Below are 16,790 nucleotides of genomic sequence, written 5' to 3' on the forward strand. Positions count from 1 at the left end.
TTGCAGGGCGTGGACGCGCTGCTCACCGCGGGGCAGCGGCTGGAGTTCCGGTGGGCCGGCGGCAACCAGCTGTCGATGGCGCCCGAGGCATGCGTCGCGGTCTACGGGCACCCGTTCGGCCGCGAGGGCGGACTGCGGCTGGTGTTCCGCTTCCGGCCCGGTGACGCGGGGCCCAACGACGGGCACGTCACGGTCTCCGCCGTGATCGGACCCGAACACGCCGAGGACGCCTGGCGGTTCGTGCAGACGCTGGTGGGTGTCTACGGAATCGAGGACGCCGCCTGGACCGACGGCAGCAAGGTGGTGGCCGAACGGCCCGCCCGGATACCGCCGGACGACCCGGACTGGCTGGCCGCCCCCGCCTCCCCGCCCACCGAGGCGCTGCTGTGCTGGGTGACCCGGCGCCTCACCGACGCGGACGTGTGAGATGCCGCCGGACGGGCCAGGTGAGCCGGGTGAGCCGGGTATCCCGGGTTCGTCGGGTGGGCGGTCCGGCCGGCCCGGGAGGTGCGGCCGGGTCCCGGGCCGGCCGCCGGTGTGCCCGGGACCGCGGTGGCCCGCCCCCGGCCGGGTGCCGTCGGGGCCGTGGCCGCGCTGCCGTACGGGCGGATCGTTCCCGGTGGGCTGCCGGTGGCGCGGGGGACGGAGGCGCGCGTGACCGGGCCGACCTGGCGGTGCGCGGCGTGCGACACGTACAACGGCGCCGCCGCGGCCGTGTGCGACATCTGCGGCACCGAACGCAGCGAGCGTACGGAGGCGCCCGCCGCTCCAGCGGCCCCCGCGGCCCCGGCGGCCGCGACTGGACGGGGGTCTGGCGCGGCCGCCGGTTCGAAGGGTGGGCCCAAGGGCGGGTCCAAGGGCGCCGCGAAGCGCAAGGGGACCGGGCCCCGGCCCGCCGAGAAGAGCGGCTCGGGCGGTTCCGGGCGGACCGCCCGCGACCCGGGCGGCGTCCTCGGGGAGCCGTCCGACGAGGTGCTGCGCCGGGTCGGCTGGCCGCCGGGGCTCCGGGCCACGCCCGACATGGTCCGGCTGCTGCCCGACCTCTTCCACCCGGACGGCACCCCGAAGGCCGATCTGGTGACCGGCGTCCCCGGTCTCGCGGACGCGCTCGAACGTCCCAAGCCGAGCCGCCCCGCCACGCTGAGCCCGCGCCCCGGCGCGCCCCGCTCCGGATCGGGCCGCAAGCCACCCCGTACCCCGTCTCGCACCACTGCGCGCACCCCGGCCCGTACCGCCGGCTCGCGCACCGCCGCCGAGGGGGCGGAACGGCCCGCGCCGAGCACCAAGGACGAGGTGATCGGCTGCGGGTGCCTGCTGCTGGTCGTGGCGGCGGTGGTCACGGGGATCGTGCTGCTGGTCTCGCACTGGGACGCGATGTTCGGTGGGTCCGGGTCCGGGTCCGGGTCGGGGTCGGGGTACGGCTCCCCGGTGCCGTCCGACGCGGCCGCGAGTACGGCCGCGAGCACGTCCGCGGGGGAGCCCGCGAAGGCCACCGCCACCGCCACCGTCCGGGCCGGCACCGTCTGCCCGGAGGTGCTGCTCGAAGTGCTTCCGGCGAAGTACCGCGAGGGCACCGAACTGCTCGCGGTGTACCGGCGCACGGACGGGGCGGAGGAGTACGCCTTCTGCCACACCTCCGGCGGCGACTTCTACTTCAACGACCGCCCGCCCGGCCCGTCGGGCACCATCGAGGGCGCCAGCGCGGCGAAGCGGATCACCGGCGGCTTCGACGTGCCCGTCGACGGGACCGGCGCGACGGGCAGCGTCGACTACCGCTTCGTGTCCGGGAAGTTGACCGCGTACGAGGGCGGCAAGGCGACGTGGAGCGCGTCGTACGTCTCGAAGTCGGCGCTGTGAGCCGCCCGGACGCACGGCGGAGAGGGGCAGAGCGGGTCGGAGAGCACCGGCCGTACGGCGGCGCGGTGCGGCCCGACCGCCAACGGGCTTACGGTCAGCGGGCGTTGACGGGCGCGGGCGCGCTTTCGGCGTTGGCGTCGGCGTTGGCATCGACACCGACACCGACACCGGCATCGGCATGGGCATCCGCGAGGAACTTGCGAGCCACCGCACCGTTGTACTTGGCGAACATCGCGCCCAGCGTGTGCAGTTCCTCCTCGGTCCAGCCGCCGAGCAGGTCGGCCAGGCTCTCCGCGCGGGCGGTGCGGACCGCGTCCATGCGGCGCAGCCCGGCGGCGGTCGGCGTGATGATGCTGCGCCGGCGGTCGGTGGCGGCCGCCGCGCGCTCGACCAGGCCCTGCCGGCACAGCGCCGAGACCTGCCGTCCCGCGGTGGACGGATCGAGGCCGAGCGAGGCGGCCAGCGTGTTGATGTCCTGCGGCCCGACCTCGGAGAGCGTGCGCAGCAGCAGGTACTCCGCCCGGTCCAGATCGTCGTGGATGTCGGTGCGGCGGTAGAACATCTCGAAGTTGCGCACCAGCACCGCGGTCTGGCGTTCGATCACGTCAAGCGCCTCAAGGCTGCCGTCCACGCTCACGGGTCTCGCTCCAATACCGGTACGATGCATGTTAATATCGGCATTATACCGATGATTCTCGGTGGCCCGGGGAGCGCACGGCGGGGAGCCGTGACAGGGCCCGACCAGGGCAGCGTAGGGCAGGACGGACGCCGGAACCGGGGCGTCGCCTGCGCCACCTGCATCACCTGCGCCACCGGCGAGTACGGCTGGACCGACGGCCGCGGGCACCGCGCGAACCGCGGAACCCGCGTGGCACCCGTGCGGTGCCCGCGGTGGGTGCGGGCACCGACGGCAGCGAGGGCACGGCGAGAGGGGCACTGGACACGTATGGCGGCTACCGGCTGGATATCCGAGACGTGGGACCGTGTGGTCGGCTCCGACCCGGGACTTCAGCGGCTGCGCTCCGCGCTGTCCGCCGCGGTCGCGATGAGCACGACGCTCGGCATCGAGTACGTGTACGGCCGGGTCACCGACCGCGGACCGCAGGGCACCCTCGTGGTGATGCTGCTCGGCACCATGATGGCGATGATGGGCTCGATGGCGCTGGGCGACGCCGCCGGAGCCCGGCGGAAGATCGCCACCGCCGTGTTCTTCCCGGTCGCGCTCGGCGCCGGCATGACCGTCGGGGTCTGCGTGGCCAAGCACACCGACACCAAGCTCGCGGTCTTCGTCGCCGTGATGTTCGTGGCCGTCTTCATCCGCAGATTCGGCATGCCGTTCTTCTTCTACGGCTTCATGATCTGGATGGGCTACTTCTTCGCGTCCTTCCTCGGCGCCACCTTCGCCCAACTCCCCTCCCTGCTGATCGCGGTCGCCATCGCCGCCGCCTGGGTGCTGCTGCTGATGACGACGGTGCTGCGTACGCACGCGCAGCGCACCCTGGCCCGGGTCCGGCGGGCGTTCGGCGCCCGGGCCCGCTCGGTCGCCCGGGTCTGCGCCGACCTGCTGGAGGCCGACCCGCGGGACGCGCGCCGGCTGGCCCGGCTGCGCCGCAAGCTGCACTCGCGGCAGCTCCGGCTGGCCGAGACCGCGCTGGTGATAGAGGGCTGGTCGGGCACGCCGGGCGCGATCCCGCAGGGCTTCTCGGCCGCGACCGTACGGCGCCGGGTGCTCGACGCCCATCTCGCGATCGACGCGCTGGCCACCGCCGCTGACGCGATGGCCGGGACCGACGCGCGGCACATCGCGGACGCGGCGAGGATCGCCGATCATCTGGCCGGCAGCGACTATGACGCGGCCGGGCGGGCCGCGCGCAGGCTTATCGACCGGTACGACGAGGCGGGCCGGACCGACCCGGCCCCGGCCCCCGCGCCGGCCCCGTTCCCGGCCTCGGCCCCTGCGTCGGCCCCGGACTCGGCCTCGGCGGCGAACCGGTCCGCGCTGCGGGACGTCGACTGCCTCGCCCACCATCTGGCCACCGCCGCCTGGGAGTTCACCACGCTCACCGGGCAGGCCGGGGTGCCCGACACGGCCGTCGACGGCGAGGAGGTCTTCGAACCCGCGGTCACGCTCGCGATGGGGGCGCTGCCCGGGTCCGCCGCCGTGGCCTTCTCGGTCAGCGCGCGCAGCCGCTGGAACCCGCTCGGCAAGCTCTCGCTCACCACCCGGCAGGCGGTCCAGGTCGCGGTCGCGGGCACCCTCGCGATCCTCGTCGGGCGCGAGCTGTCGCAGGCCCGCTACTACTGGGCGGTGATCGCGACGTTCATCGCCTTCACCGGCACCGCGACCCGCTCCGAGACGTTCATCAAGGCGAGCAACCGCGTGGTCGGCACGCTGGTCGGGCTCGGCGCGGGCATCGGCCTCGCCCACCTCACCGCGGGGCACACCTACTGGATCATCACGGTCATCATCCTCAGCATGTCCTGCGGGTTCTACCTGGTGAGCATCTCCTACGCGGCCATGATCTTCTTCGTCACGATCATGGTCTCCCAGCTCTACAGCGAACTGCACGAGTTCACCGCCGGGTTGCTGATGCTGCGGCTGGAGGAGACCGCGATAGGGGCGGCGATCGGGATCGGCGTCGCGCTGGTCGTCCTGCCGACCAGCACCCGGGACACCGTCTACAGCGCACGGGTCGGCTACTACACCGCGCTCGGCGAGCTGTTGCGGGCCTGCGCGGCGCAACTCGCGGGCGAGCCGGCCGCGGAGGCGCCCGGACTGGACGCGCAGGTACGGGTGGTCGACCACCGGCTTCAGCAACTCGCGCTGGTGGCAAGGCCGTTGACCAGGCCGCTGGTCTGGGGGAACGACCCCCGGGTGATGCGGCACCGGCTCACGCTCTACGCCGCCGTCACCCGGCAGATCAGGGCGCTCGCGGTCGGACCGCGGCGTGCCCCCGGGTTGCCGCCGGCGCCGCACCTCGCCGCCGCCGCGCGGGCGCTCGCCGACGCCGCGACCGCGCTCGCGCTCGCGCCGAGTCCGCAGAGCCGGCCGGCCGCGGAGGTGGAGCGGGCGCTTCGGGCCGCCGACGCCGCCATGCTCGCGGCTCGGCCCGCACCCGGGACCGTACTTCCCGCGGTGACCCGGCCGTTGCTCCGCCTGCGCCAGCTGCTGCGCGAACTCGCGGTCCAGGGGCCCGCCCCCGAAACCCCCGGGTCCGCCGCCCCCACCTCGCGCATCGTCGCCGCCAGCGACGGCTCCACCCCCTCCCGTCCTGTCGGCCCCCGGAGCACGATCCGTTAGGACGGCGCGGCGCCTCGCGGCCCCTGGGCCCGGCGACTCCTTCCGCGCACCGCCGACGACGGACTGCCGCGAGGACGCACGGGAAGATGGCGCACGGCTCTGTTACGGGTGAGCCGGTGTGGTCATAATGCGAAATATGAGCTCGGTGATCACCGTGGTGTCGGTCGCATTGGTGATCGCGGGCGCCGCGGCGGCGCTGTTCTGGCTGGTGCGGGGGCGAAGGGGGTTCGGCACGCCCGCGGACCGGGCGGCGTTCGCGACGTTGCACCAGGCGTCACTGGCGGCGCCGCCCCTGCGGGACGGCCTGAACGCGGACTCCGCGAAGCGGGCGGCGCGCCATCTGAGGGAACTGCTGGGCACGCCGGCGCTGGCAGTGGTGGGGGAGGAGACCCTCCTCGCGTGGGAGGGCCCGGGGCGCAGGCACGCGGCTCAGGCGGTCGCGCACGCGAAGGACGCGATGGACGCCGGCCGTCCGTGGGTGGTGCCCGCGGAGGCGATCGCGTGCGAGGACCTGGACTGCCCGGTGCGCAGCGCCGTGGTGGTGCCGCTGGTGGTGGACGGCCTGGTGGTGGGGGCGCTGTCGGTGTACGCGCGGCAGGTGTCGGCGGGGCTGGTCCGGGCCGCGGGCGAGGTCGCGCACTGGATGATCTCGCAGCTCGAACTCGCCGAGCTGGACCGGTCCAGAACCCGGGTGATCGAGGCGGAGTTGAAGGCGCTGCGCGCGCAGATCTCCCCGCACTTCGTCTACAACTCGCTCACCGCGATCGCGTCCTTCGTCCGCACCGACCCGGACCAGGCCCGCGAACTGCTGCTGGAGTTCGCCGAGTTGACCCGGTACAGCCTGCGCCGGCACGGCGAGTTCAGCACCCTCGCCGAGGAGTTGCACTCGGTGGACCGCTATCTGCGCCTGGAGCGCGCCCGGTTCGGCGCGCGGCTGCGGGTGGACCTGCTGATCGCCCCCGAAGTGCTGCCGGTGGCGGTGCCGTTCCTCTGCCTGCAGCCGCTGGTGGAGAACGCGGTGCGGCACGGCCTCGGCCCGAAGGCCAGTTCGGGCCGGATCACGATCCGGGCCGAGGACGCCGGTGCGGAGTGCCGGATCAGTGTGGAGGACGACGGCGTGGGCATGGACCCTGAGCAGGTGCGCGCACAGCTCGCCGGGAAGGCCGGCGGGGACTCGCTGGGCCTGGGCAATGTGGACGAACGGCTGCGCGCGGTGTTCGGCGACGAGTACGGGTTGGTGGTGGAGACCGCACGGGGTGCGGGGACGAAGATCAACGTCAGGGTGCCCAAGTACCGGAACGGGGTGCACGCTTCGTGAGACCGCTGCAGGTCCTCGCGGTGGACGACGAGCCGCCCGCGCTGGAGGAGTTGACGTATCTGCTGCGCGGCGACCGGCGGGTGGGCCGGGTGCTGGCGGCGGGCGGCAGCGAGGAGGCGCTGCGGCTGCTGGAGGACGGCAGCACCGACGCGGTCTTCCTGGACATCCGCATGCCCGGGCTGGACGGCCTGGACCTGATGCGCGTGCTCGGCCGGTTCGCACACCCGCCGGCGGTGGTGTTCGTCACCGCCTACGAGGACTTCGCGGTGTCGGCGTTCGCCCTCAACGCCTGCGACTACCTGCTCAAGCCGGTCGGCCCGCAGCGCCTGGCGGAGGCGGTACGGCGGGTGGCCGCGCTGATCGAGAGCGGCGGCACGGCCCCGGGCGCCCCCGGCTCACCCGTATCCGACCCGGCACCCGCGTCTCCGCCCGACCCCAACGCCCTTTCCGGGCAAGACCGTTCGGCCCCGGACCGGCTCATGCCGTCGGGCTGGCCGCCGCCCCCGGACCGATCCGTCCGGCAACCGGACCGGTCCGACGAGCGCATACCCGTCGAGGTGGGCGGCGTCACCCGCTTCGTCTCCCGCGACGAGGTGTCCTACGTCGAGGCCCAGGGCGACTACGTACGCCTGCACACGCGCGGCGGCGCGCCCCTGCTCCGTATCCCGCTGGCCGTGCTGGAGGAGCGCTGGGGCCCGCACGGATTCCTGCGCATACACCGGCGGTTCCTGGTGGCGCTCGGACACGTGGAGGAACTGCGCTCGGACGCCGGGCACTGGACGGTACGGGTGGCCGGCGGCGAACTCCCGGTCAGCAGGCGGCACTCGCGCGAGCTGCGGGACCTGCTGACCCGGTGGGCGCCGCGGCCCGGGCCGGGCGGCCGGCCGTGATCGGCGGCCACCAGCCGCAACCGCCGCCGCCCCGCCGCACCGCGGTGTCGGGCCCGCGCCGGCACCGCCCCGGCGGCTGGTCGGCGCGCGCCAGACCGGCCGACCTGCACGCGCAGCCCCGGCTCGGCCAGGTCTACGTACGCTCCCTCGTCCGCGACCAACTACGGCTCGCACTCGGCGTGTTGACGGTGCTCGCGGTCGTGCTCGGCGGGGTGCCCGCGGCGTTCGCGCTGCTGCCCGGGCTGCGCACCGCCGAGGTCTTCGGCTTCCGGCTGGCCTGGCTGCTGCTCGGGGTGGTGGCGTATCCGGTGCTGCTCGGGATGGCCTGGTTCCACGTCCGGCACGCGGAACGGGTGGAGCGGGACTTCACGGAGTTGCTGCGCGGGCCGGACCCGACGGTGGCTTCGCAGGAGCCGGATGGAGCCCAGAACTCCCTTGGTGGGCAGGCTGGTTCGGACGGAGTGGAGCCGCACTTCACGGAGCACGGGTCCGCCGCTTCCGGGTCTGCGGCTCCGGGCTCGGCCGCTCCAGGCTCCGCCGCTTCCGGGGCTGCGGCTCCAGACTCCGCCACTCCAGGCTCCACCGCTTCCGGGGCCGCCGCCCCCACCCCCGAGGGGCCCGGCCCGTCCGCTTCCCGACCCGGTGCCGGGTGAACCCCGCGCTCGGGCTCGCCGCGCTCGCCGCCGTACTCGTGGCGACCGTCGCCGTCGGCGTCTACGGGCTGCGGCTGTCCCGCGCCACCTCGGACTTCTACGTGGCCTCCCGCGAGGTCTCGCCGCTGTGGAACGCGAGCGCGATCAGCGGGGAGTACCTGTCGGCGGCGTCCTTCCTCGGCGTCGCGGGCCTGGTGATGGCGTACGGCGTGGACATGCTGGCGTACCCGGTCGGCTACGCGGCCGGCTATCTGGTCCTCCTGCTGCTGGTCGCGGCGCCGCTGCGGCGCTCGGGCGCGTACACGCTGCCGGACTTCGCCGAGGAGCGGCTCGGCTCCACCGCGGTGCGCCGGGTGGCGAGCGTGCTGGTCGCGGTGATCGCCTGGCTCTACCTGGCGCCCCAACTCCAGGGCGCGGGGCTCACGTTGCAGACGGTGACCGGGGCGCCCCGGTGGGCGGGCGCGGTCGTGGTCGCGGTCGCGGTGGTCGTCGTGTCGGCGGCGGGCGGCATGCGCAGCGTCACCCTCGTCCAGGGCCTGCACTTCTGGCTGAAGCTGATCGCGATCGCGGTGCCCGCGCTGTTCCTGGTGATGGCCTGGCGGACCGCCGGGTCGCCCGCGCTGACCGGGCCCGACGTGCCGCGCTTCCCGCACACCACGGTGGTGCGTATCCAGGACCCGGTGCGCTTCGACGTGCGCGCACCGGTGACGATCGCGGTCAGCGGCGGCCTGGACGGCAGGACGTACAAGGCCGAGGGCGCGCAGGCGGGTTCGGCCGTTGACGCGGGCTCGGGCGCTGACGTGGCTGCGGGCGGCGACGCAGGAGCGGGCACCGAGGAGGCCGGAAACCCCTCGGGCGGCGGCGACTTGGGGACCGGCGGCCGTACCCGGACCGTACGGCTCGCGGTCGGCGAGCACTCCGCCGCCGCCGGGGCGCGGCTCACCTTCCCCGCCGGGGTGCCCGTGCCGCACCAGGTGGGCCTCGCGCCCGCGACCGGCTCGCAGTGGGCCCGGCCGCTGTCCGGCGCGGGCGGCCGCGGGCACCCGCTGTACGCGGTGTACTCGATCCTGCTCGCCACCTTCCTCGGCACGATGGGCCTGCCGCACGTCCTCGTGCGCTTCTACACGAACCCGGACGGGCAGGCCGCGCGCCGTACGACGCTGCTGGTCCTGGTGCTGCTGAGCGTCTTCTACCTGCTGCCTCCGGTGTACGGGGCACTCGGCCGGGTGTTCGCGCCCCAACTCCTGCTCACCGGGCGGACCGACACCGCCGTTCTGGTGCTGCCGCAGATCGTGCAGGGCGGGGAGGCCGGGCGGTTGCTGGCCGCGCTGGCCACGGCGGGGGCCTTCGCCGCGTTCGTCTCCACCGCGTCGGGGCTGACGGTGTCGGTGGCCGCGGTGGTCTCGCAGGACCTGCTGCGCGGGTCGGCGCGCGGCTTCCGCTGGGCGTCCCTGGTGGCGGGCGTGCCCCCGCTGGTGATGGCGACGATGACGTCCGGGCTGCCGGTCGCCGACGCGATCGGGCTCGCGTTCGCGGTCGCCGCCTCCTCCTTCTGCCCGCTGCTGGTGCTCGGGATCTGGTGGCGCGGGCTCACCGACCGCGGCGCGCTGGCCGGGCTCGTCGCCGGGGGAGGGCTGGCCGCGGTGGCGGTCGTGGTCACCAGCGTCCGCGGCCCCGGGCACGGTTGGGGCGCCGCGCTCCTGGAGGAACCGGCCGCCTGGACGGTGCCGGTCGCCTTCGCGGTGATGGTGGTGGGCTCGCTCCTCACCCGCGGCCGCCTCTCGCCCGCCGCCGTGGACCGGGTGATGCTGCGCATGCATCTGCCCGAGGAGGTCACCGGCCCTGAGCCGCCGCCGGTGGGTAGCCCCAGCCCCGCAGGCGCGGGTGAACCGTAGGCCGGAGAACCGTCTTTCCTCCCGGGAAGCGCCGACCGCAGGTCTACAGGTCTTTAGGTCCACCGGAAAGCGGTCACGCGGTCGGTGACGTAGGTGCGCAGATCGCGGGGGACCGCTGCCCGTGAGGGCGACGATGTCATCGGAGTGCCAAGCGGCGTCTCCCTCGGGCGAGCAGCCAGAAGAGCTGGGCGCGTTGGAGGCCGGCGACCTGCTCGGGGAGCCCCGCCTCGATCATTCCTTCGCCGTGCCCGTCGGGCGTCACCCCGCGGTACGCGATCGCCCGGCCCAGGGCGCGGGTCAGCTCGGCCGCCACGTCGGCGTGGGCGACGGGTCCCGGACCCGTCAGCAGGGAGGTGCGCTCCGCGTGGCCGGCGGGAGCGGCTGCCACGGCCGCGAAGCAGGCGTGCTCACCGCCCCGATCCCCGGCTGGTCCACGGCCCACGCGGACCGTTGCGCACGGCCCGCGCCGCGTACGATGCCCGGCCGGCCGAGGCCGCCCGGCGCGGACGTAATGGCCCGGCGCCGACCCGCACCTGGCGTGCGGCCCTGGCCAGTGCCGTGACCGGATGGTCCACCGTGATCGGAAGGCGGCTCGCGGGACGAGCGCACGCGAAACGGCTGGTATTACTGGGGGCATGCAGGAAGAGACCGCTCGCTCCGCGATCGACACGTTCATCTCGGCGTTCAACGCCTCGGACGACAACTATGTGACCGCCCTGCTCTCCCAGGCCCTGACCTCAGACGTGGTCTTCTGGGGGCCGTTGGGCCGCAGCGAAGGAATCGCGGCGGTCGAGCGGTTCGTGCTGGACATCCGGCGCCACCCGGCGGGGACCGGCACGATGGTGCGCTGCTCAGCGGTGGACATGCCTGACGAGTGGGCCCGGTACCAGTGGGTCTTCACCATGCCGGACGGAGGCCCCCGCCTCGCGGGAACGGACGTCGTCCATCTGCGGCGGAGTCTCATCGACCAGGTCATCGTCTTCGCGGGGGAGATCGAGCCGTCCGCCCCCTGAGCCGTCCTTCTGTCGCTGTGCTGCTCCTGAACCGGCCCCCTTCGGTGCACGGGGGCCGCGGTTCGCGGTTGGTCAGGGTGCGGTGTTGAGTGGGGCGTCCGCCCCAGCAGATGCCTTTTTCGCCGCGGGGGCGGGCACGTTCCTCGCGTGGGGCGGCGAGTACGTCGGGGTGGCGGGCGTTGCTGTTGCGCCGGCGCAGGTAGCGGTGAGGTGCCTGGGTTCGCGCGGGGTGGCTGCGGTGGTGGGAGCCGGCCGGGGTGAACTGCGCAGCGGACCGAAGTGGGCCTCGGTCCCTCCTGGTCGGGTCGGTCCGCGTACACGGACAGGCCCGGCCACCGCGCCTCCAGCGATCGGATCGGACGTCACCGCACTAGACGAGCGCGGTGCGCAGTTCCTGGGCCACGGTCGGCGCCGTGTCCGCGATCGTGTCGCACAGTGTCGAGGTGCGTTCGCGCACGAGCCCGCCGCGGTACGCCGTCGGCAGCGCCTCCCACACCCCTGCCGCCTTCTCGGCCGCATGAGCGGGGTCGCCCTCGGTGCTCATGCACGTCGCCCTGTCGATGTCCAGCAGGGCGCGGGTCATCACGGACGGCGCTCGGGTCAGCCCGAGGGCGGCATCCTGTTCGTCGTAAGCCTCTTGCGTATTCCCCAACAGGGTGAACGCCTGCGAGAGGTGGACGTGGTGCTTCTGCATCGGATAGCCGAACCAGGTGTCGGCCGTCTCCGCCCCCTCCAGTTGCTCGGCGATGGTGCGCGTGGCGGCCACCTCGCGCAACGCGCCCTGTCGGTCGCCGTTCGAGGCGAGCGCCCTCGCGGTGACCGCGGCGGCGAGCGCCGCCGACGCGGAAGGAGCCCGGCCGGCCGCGGCTCCGGCCCGACGCGCAAGGTCGGCGGCGGCTTCAGGGGCACCGTAGTTGAGCGGGACCATCGCGTGCCGCGCAAGCGCCCAGGCGAGCATGTGGCGGTCGCCGGACTCCTGGGCCGCCCGTTCGGCGGTGGTGAACCAGCGATGAGCTTCGCGTTGGTCCCCACGGTCATGCTGGATGATCGCCACCAGGCCGACGATCCCGGCCGCGATACGGGCCAGGTGGGTACGGGTGGCCGCCGTGTGCGGACGATTCAGCACCGCCCGCAACAGGTCGAGGTCGCCGCGCATCTGGCCGAGCACCACCGCGGGTGCGCGACCACGGTAGCCGCCGCGGTGCCGCTCGAACGCGCCCTCCAGGTAGGCGAGATCACCGGCGTCCGAGCCGGAGAGCGCGGAGTCGATGCCCTGACGCGCTTCGGCGATCTCCGCCAGCGTGCCCGACCCGGCCGTAGCCGTGGCGACCACTCCGAGGAACCGTCGTCTGTCCACTTCAGTGCCCTCCGCTCCGCCGATGGCCGCACCCGCCAGACCGTCACCGTCAACGGTAAGGGCCATTGTCCGCCGGTGGACAGCGCGCACGGGCGGTGCGATTCCGCGTCCGGGCCAAGCCGCACCTGTCCGATCACGCGTGTACTCGGCGGCGCGTTCCAGTTCAGCAAGAGGCGTATCCAGTGCGCGGGCCAGGTCATGAACTCCCCCTTGTGGCTCGGTCAGGAAGGGCCCGGGCGGCACCGCACCCTCTCCGTTCATGTGTGCGGGCAGGCCCGATGACTCCGGTTCGCGTCCGGACAAGGGGACATGGCGCCTCGGCCGCGCGGAATTCCCGTGGTCCCCGGGGGCATGGCACCAGCACGACCGTCACCGTGGAGAGGCATTCCGTATGGCCGGCAGCGTGCGACAACGCCCTCACGCCCACCCAATCCATGACCTTCCTCCGGGCCGCGCTGGAGGAGCACACCGCGGAGGAACGCCTCATTGCGAGGTGACGGGAAAGAGCCCGCCGTGACCGTTCGGCGCGTGAGGGGGACCGTCCACCGAGTGGAGGGGACCGCTGGGCGAACGGCTGGGTGTGAGGCAGGTCACGTGGCCGAGATTCGTCCTAGCGTGAAGCGGGGGCCGGGAACGGCCCCTGGGCACCCGGCCGCAGGGCCGCGCGCCCTCGCCTACCGCTGCCTTCCTCGACGAGGAGGAACCCCGCAGATGAGCATCCCCGCCCCGACCTCAGCAGAAGCCACGCCGGCACCCGCACCCGCGTCCGCCGCCGCGGACACGATCGCCGACCCCGGACCGCTCGGGCTGGCCGGTTTCGCGTCCACCACGTTCGTGCTCAGCTCCTTCAACGCGCACCTGATCGACCAGAACCTGCTCACCGTGGTGCTGCCGCTCGCGCTGTTCTACGGCGGCCTGATACAACTCCTCGCCGGCATGTGGGAGTTCCGTAAGGGCAACACCTTCGGGGCGACCGCGTTCGCGTCGTACGGCGCGTTCTGGCTGTCGTACGCGGCCTACGTGAAGTTCGTGGTCGGCACGCTGCCGCCGGACACCGCGCACCAGGCCACCGGCCTGTACCTGCTGGTCTGGGCCGTGTTCACGGTCTACATGACGGCCGCCGCGCTGCGCACCAACGCGGCGCTGCTCGCGGTGTTCGTGGCGCTGTCCGCGACCTTCATCGTGCTGGCCGTCGGGGAGTTCGCGACGAGCGTCACCGTCACCAAGGTCGGCGGCTGGATCGGCCTGGTCACCGCGGTGTTCGCCTGGTACGCGTCGTTCGCCGTCGTCACCAACTCGACGTGGAAGCGCCCGGTGATCCCGCTCGGCCCGCTCACCGGAGCCGCGCTCGGCCGCCGGGGCGGACCGGTCGAGGAGCCGCACGCATGAGTGGCGAGACCCTCTCCAACCTCATGTCCGAGGACCGCCGGTTCCCCCCGCCGGCGGCCCTCGCCGCTGAGGCCAACGTCACCGCCGAGGCGTACGACCGGGCCGCCGCCGACGGCGAGGCGTTCTGGGCCGAGGCGGCCGGCCGGCTGGACTGGGCCGCGCCCTGGCGGCAGGTGCGCGACTGGAGCGACCCGCCGTTCGCCCGCTGGTTCGTCGGCGGCCGGCTCAACGCGGCCCACAACTGCGTCGATCGGCACGTCGAGGCCGGCAACGGCGGCCGGGTGGCGTTCCATTGGGAAGGTGAGCCGGGCGACACCCGCACCCTCACCTACGCCGACCTGAAGGATGAGGTCTGCCGGGCCGCCAACGCGCTTGAGGCGCTGGGCGTCCAGTCCGGCGACCGGATCGCGATCTACATGCCGATGATCCCCGAGACGGTCGTGGCGATGCTCGCCTGCGCCCGGATCGGCGCCCCGCACACCGTGGTCTTCGGCGGCTTCTCCGCCGACGCGCTGCGCGGCCGCATCCTCGACTGCGACGCCCACGTGGTGATCACCGCCGACGGCGGCTACCGCAAGGGCGCGCCGTCGGCGCTGAAGCCCGCGGTGGACGAGGCCGTGGCGCAGTGCCCGGACGTGCGCAACGTGCTGGTGGTGCGCAGGACCGGGCAGGACGTGGCCTGGACCGAGGACCGTGACGTGTGGTGGCACGACCTGGTCGACGCGCAGCCCGCGGAGCACACCCCGGAGGCGTTCGACGCCGAGCACCCGCTCTACATCATGTACACCTCCGGCACCACGGCCCGCCCCAAGGGCATCCTGCACACGACCGGCGGCTACCTCACCCAGGCCGCCTGGACGCACTGGGCGGTCTTCGACGTCAAGCCCGAGCGGGACGTCTACTGGACCGCCGCGGACATCGGCTGGGTCACCGGCCACTCGTACATCGTCTACGGCCCGCTCGCCAACGGCGTGACCTCGGTGCTGTACGAGGGGACCCCGGACACCCCGCACCAGGGCCGCTGGTGGGAGATCGTGCAGAAGTACGGCGTGACGATCCTGTACTGCGCGCCCACCGCGATCCGCACCTTCATGAAGTGGGGCGAGGAGATCCCGGCCCGCTTCGACCTGTCCTCGCTGCGGCTGCTCGGGTCGGTCGGCGAGCCGATCAACCCCGAGGCGTGGGTGTGGTACCGGCAGGCGATCGGCGGTGACCGCTGCCCGGTGGTCGACACCTGGTGGCAGACCGAGACCGGCGCGCAGATGATCAGCCCGCTGCCGGGGGTGAGCACCTGCAAACCCGGCAGCGCGCTGCGGCCGCTGCCCGGGATCTCCGCGGAGGTCGTCGACGACGCGGGCCGGCCGGTGCCCAACGGCTCCGGCGGCTACCTGGTGCTCACCCAGCCGTGGCCGTCGATGCTGCGCACCATCTGGGGCGACGAGCAGCGGTACATCGAGACGTACTGGTCGCGCTTCCCCGGGTACTACTTCGCGGGCGACGGCGCGAAGAAGGACGAGGACGGCGACATCTGGCTGCTGGGCCGGGTGGACGACGTCATGAACGTCTCCGGGCACCGGATCTCCACCACGGAGGTCGAGTCCGCGCTCGTCTCGCACCCGTACGTCGCCGAGGCGGCCGTGGTCGGCGCCGCCGACGCGACCACCGGGCAGGGCATCGTGGCGTTCGTGATCCTGCGCGGCGCGGGCGAGCGGGCCGCCGCCGAGGCCCAAGGGGACGATCTGGCAAAGGAGTTGCGCTCCCACGTGGCCAAGGAGATCGGGCCGATCGCCCGGCCCCGGCAACTCCTGGTGGTGGCCGAGCTGCCCAAGACCCGCTCGGGCAAGATCATGCGCCGCCTGCTGCGGGACATCGCGGAGAACCGCGCGCTGGGCGACGTCACCACGCTCACCGACTCCACCGTGATGGACGCGATCAGGGAGGGCCTGCCGGGCGGGGCCGCCGGCGGGGGAGACGAGGAGTAGCCCGCCCACCCGTCGCGCGGCGCGGTACGACCCGAGGGGGGCCGTACCGCGCCGCCGTCCGTCCCGGCCGCCGACGCTACGGTGAGCGGATGACGGACAGCGAGCGGCGAGCGGCCGAGAACGCGCGACCCGAGCGGCATCCGGAGCAGGGGACGGCGGAAGGGCCGGAACGGCCGCCCGAACGGCCCAGGCAGGCACCGGAGTTCGCGGACGGCCGCGCGTACGACCGTACGGACGGCTGCCCTTACGACGCGGTGCTCTGCGACTTCGACGGCGTCGTCCACCTGTGGGCGCCCGACGCGATGTCCTCGCTCGATCGCGCCCGTGGCCTGCCCGAAGGGACCATGGCCGGGGCCGCGTTCCGGCCCGCGCTGCTCGAACTCGCGATCACCGGCGCGATCACCGACGAGGAGTGGCGGGTGCGCGTCGCCGCCGACCTGGCCGCCGTCTGCGGTTCCACCGCCGCCACCGCGATGGTCGCGCAGTGGACCGCCGGCACCGGCCGCCTCGACCCCGAGGTGCTGGCGCTGCTCGCCGCCGTACGCCGCCGGGTCCCGGTGGTGCTGGTCTCCAACGCCACCACCCGGTTCGAGTCGTACCTGGCCGCCATCGGCCTCGCCGACGCCTTCGACGCCGTGCTCAACACCGCCCGGTTCGGCGCCGCCAAGCCCGATCCCCGGGTCTACGCCGCCGCTGCCGCGCTGGCCGGCGCCGACCCGCGCCGCTGCCTGTTCGTCGACGACACCGCCGGACACGTCGCTGCCGCCGAGGCCGCCGGGATGGCCGGCCTGCACTACGCGGGCGTCGACGGACTGCGCGCGGCGCTGCGCGCGACGGCCGCTCCCCGCTGACCGCCGACGCGACCCCGCCGACGCGACCCCGCCGAGCAGCGGTCGGACGTAATCCCAACTGCGTTCGGGAGAAAGCGTGTTGATGCTGTGCATATGAGTCGTGGCGAACGCCTGACAAGGATGCACCCTGTGTGAGCACAATGCTCGTATGAGTAGCGAGGAACAGGTCGAGCCGGACGGTCTGGTGATGCGGGTGCGACCGGTCGACCATCCGGTGGCGGCCGCGGAGGAAGCGGACGCGGCGGACGCCGCGCGCCGTTACGCGCACTACATCATCCGCGGCC

General features: G+C 73.9%; 14 protein-coding genes and 1 pseudogene. 11 read left to right on the forward strand and 4 right to left on the reverse strand.

What is annotated here, in order from left to right; all coding sequences use genetic code 11:
• Together AB0399_RS14885 and AB0399_RS14890 are read left to right on the forward strand one after the other, a co-directional pair.
• Window positions 1-426, forward strand: a complete 426-nt coding sequence (locus AB0399_RS14885) for a hypothetical protein (protein ID WP_366411525.1) — start codon at window positions 1-3, stop codon at window positions 424-426.
• 228 nt (window positions 427-654) lie between these two features.
• Window positions 655-1,857, forward strand: coding sequence for a hypothetical protein (locus AB0399_RS14890; RefSeq protein ID WP_366411526.1), 1,203 nt, complete (start codon window positions 655-657; stop codon window positions 1,855-1,857).
• Between the two features lie 94 nt (window positions 1,858-1,951).
• Here AB0399_RS14890 and AB0399_RS14895 read toward each other — a convergent pair whose 3' ends face one another.
• Window positions 1,952-2,494 (reverse strand): MarR family winged helix-turn-helix transcriptional regulator, encoded by a 543-nt coding sequence (locus AB0399_RS14895; RefSeq protein WP_366411527.1) that lies wholly within the window; start codon window positions 2,492-2,494, stop codon window positions 1,952-1,954.
• Window positions 2,495-2,803: 309 nt separating this feature from the next.
• On the opposite strand from AB0399_RS14895, the gene AB0399_RS14900 reads away from it, so the two are divergent.
• The 5 genes from AB0399_RS14900 to AB0399_RS14920 all read left to right on the forward strand — a co-directional run bounded on the left by AB0399_RS14900 (window position 2,804) and on the right by AB0399_RS14920 (window position 9,914).
• The gene (locus AB0399_RS14900; protein ID WP_366411528.1) at window positions 2,804-5,158 is read left to right on the forward strand and encodes an FUSC family protein; all 2,355 of its coding nucleotides are present in this window, start codon (window positions 2,804-2,806) and stop codon (window positions 5,156-5,158) included.
• Between the two features lie 136 nt (window positions 5,159-5,294).
• Window positions 5,295-6,476 carry a histidine kinase gene (locus tag AB0399_RS14905; protein WP_328465689.1) on the forward strand — a complete coding sequence of 394 codons (1,182 nt, stop codon included), beginning with the start codon at window positions 5,295-5,297 and terminating at the stop codon, window positions 6,474-6,476.
• Window positions 6,473-7,366: a LytTR family DNA-binding domain-containing protein gene (locus tag AB0399_RS14910; RefSeq protein WP_366411529.1), complete on the forward strand. Its 894-nt coding sequence runs from the start codon at window positions 6,473-6,475 to the stop codon at window positions 7,364-7,366. Before AB0399_RS14905 ends, AB0399_RS14910 begins: the two co-directional genes overlap by 4 nt.
• Complete coding sequence (locus tag AB0399_RS14915) at window positions 7,330-8,019, forward strand: hypothetical protein (protein WP_366411530.1); 690 nt, start codon at window positions 7,330-7,332, stop codon at window positions 8,017-8,019. Before AB0399_RS14910 ends, AB0399_RS14915 begins: the two co-directional genes overlap by 37 nt.
• Entirely contained in the window at window positions 8,016-9,914 is a 1,899-nt protein-coding gene (locus AB0399_RS14920) for a cation acetate symporter (RefSeq protein ID WP_366411531.1), read from the forward strand. The genes AB0399_RS14915 and AB0399_RS14920 overlap by 4 nt, the downstream gene beginning before the upstream one ends.
• A 136-nt stretch (window positions 9,915-10,050) precedes the next feature.
• Here AB0399_RS14920 and AB0399_RS14925 read toward each other — a convergent pair whose 3' ends face one another.
• The gene (locus AB0399_RS14925) at window positions 10,051-10,302 is read right to left on the reverse strand and encodes a hypothetical protein (protein WP_366411532.1); all 252 of its coding nucleotides are present in this window, start codon (window positions 10,300-10,302) and stop codon (window positions 10,051-10,053) included.
• A 247-nt stretch (window positions 10,303-10,549) separates the two neighbouring features.
• Between AB0399_RS14925 and AB0399_RS14930 the strand changes: the two genes are divergently transcribed.
• Window positions 10,550-10,927 (forward strand): nuclear transport factor 2 family protein, encoded by a 378-nt coding sequence (locus AB0399_RS14930; protein WP_329367765.1) that lies wholly within the window; start codon window positions 10,550-10,552, stop codon window positions 10,925-10,927.
• A gap of 94 nt (window positions 10,928-11,021) precedes the next feature.
• On the opposite strand, the pseudogene AB0399_RS14935 reads toward AB0399_RS14930, so the two are convergent.
• Both AB0399_RS14935 and AB0399_RS14940 read right to left on the reverse strand, forming a co-directional pair.
• Window positions 11,022-11,213: pseudogene (locus tag AB0399_RS14935) on the reverse strand (IS630 family transposase); the annotation flags it as partial.
• 84 nt (window positions 11,214-11,297) lie between these two features.
• Complete coding sequence (locus tag AB0399_RS14940) at window positions 11,298-12,284, reverse strand: transcriptional regulator (RefSeq protein WP_366411533.1); 987 nt, start codon at window positions 12,282-12,284, stop codon at window positions 11,298-11,300.
• A gap of 711 nt (window positions 12,285-12,995) precedes the next feature.
• Here AB0399_RS14940 and AB0399_RS14945 point away from each other — a divergent pair.
• The 3 genes from AB0399_RS14945 (at window position 12,996) to AB0399_RS14955 (ending at window position 16,506) form a co-directional block, all read left to right on the forward strand.
• Complete coding sequence (locus AB0399_RS14945) at window positions 12,996-13,673, forward strand: acetate uptake transporter (RefSeq protein WP_329367771.1); 678 nt, start codon at window positions 12,996-12,998, stop codon at window positions 13,671-13,673.
• On the forward strand, window positions 13,670-15,655 hold the full coding sequence (acs, locus tag AB0399_RS14950; protein WP_366411534.1) for an acetate--CoA ligase: 1,986 nt from the start codon (window positions 13,670-13,672) through the stop codon (window positions 15,653-15,655). Before AB0399_RS14945 ends, acs begins: the two co-directional genes overlap by 4 nt.
• Before the next feature lie 89 nt (window positions 15,656-15,744).
• On the forward strand, window positions 15,745-16,506 hold the full coding sequence (locus AB0399_RS14955) for an HAD family hydrolase (protein WP_366411535.1): 762 nt from the start codon (window positions 15,745-15,747) through the stop codon (window positions 16,504-16,506).
• Window positions 16,507-16,790: the final 284 nt, after the last annotated feature.

The sequence above is a fragment of the Streptomyces sp. NPDC088194 genome (assembly GCF_040702025.1).
Lineage (GTDB): Bacteria > Actinomycetota > Actinomycetes > Streptomycetales > Streptomycetaceae > Actinacidiphila.

Bases quoted from the DNA above. Each gene is read 5' to 3' on its own strand.
- AB0399_RS14900 (WP_366411528.1), top strand. From the start codon at position 2,804: ATGGCGGCTACCGGCTGGATATCCGAGACGTGGGACCGTGTGGTCGGC.
- AB0399_RS14905 (WP_328465689.1), top strand. From the start codon at position 5,295: ATGAGCTCGGTGATCACCGTGGTGTCGGTCGCATTGGTGATCGCGGGC.
- AB0399_RS14930 (WP_329367765.1), top strand. From the start codon at position 10,550: ATGCAGGAAGAGACCGCTCGCTCCGCGATCGACACGTTCATCTCGGCG.
- AB0399_RS14945 (WP_329367771.1), top strand. From the start codon at position 12,996: ATGAGCATCCCCGCCCCGACCTCAGCAGAAGCCACGCCGGCACCCGCA.
- acs (WP_366411534.1), top strand. From the start codon at position 13,670: ATGAGTGGCGAGACCCTCTCCAACCTCATGTCCGAGGACCGCCGGTTC.
- AB0399_RS14955 (WP_366411535.1), top strand. From the start codon at position 15,745: ATGACGGACAGCGAGCGGCGAGCGGCCGAGAACGCGCGACCCGAGCGG.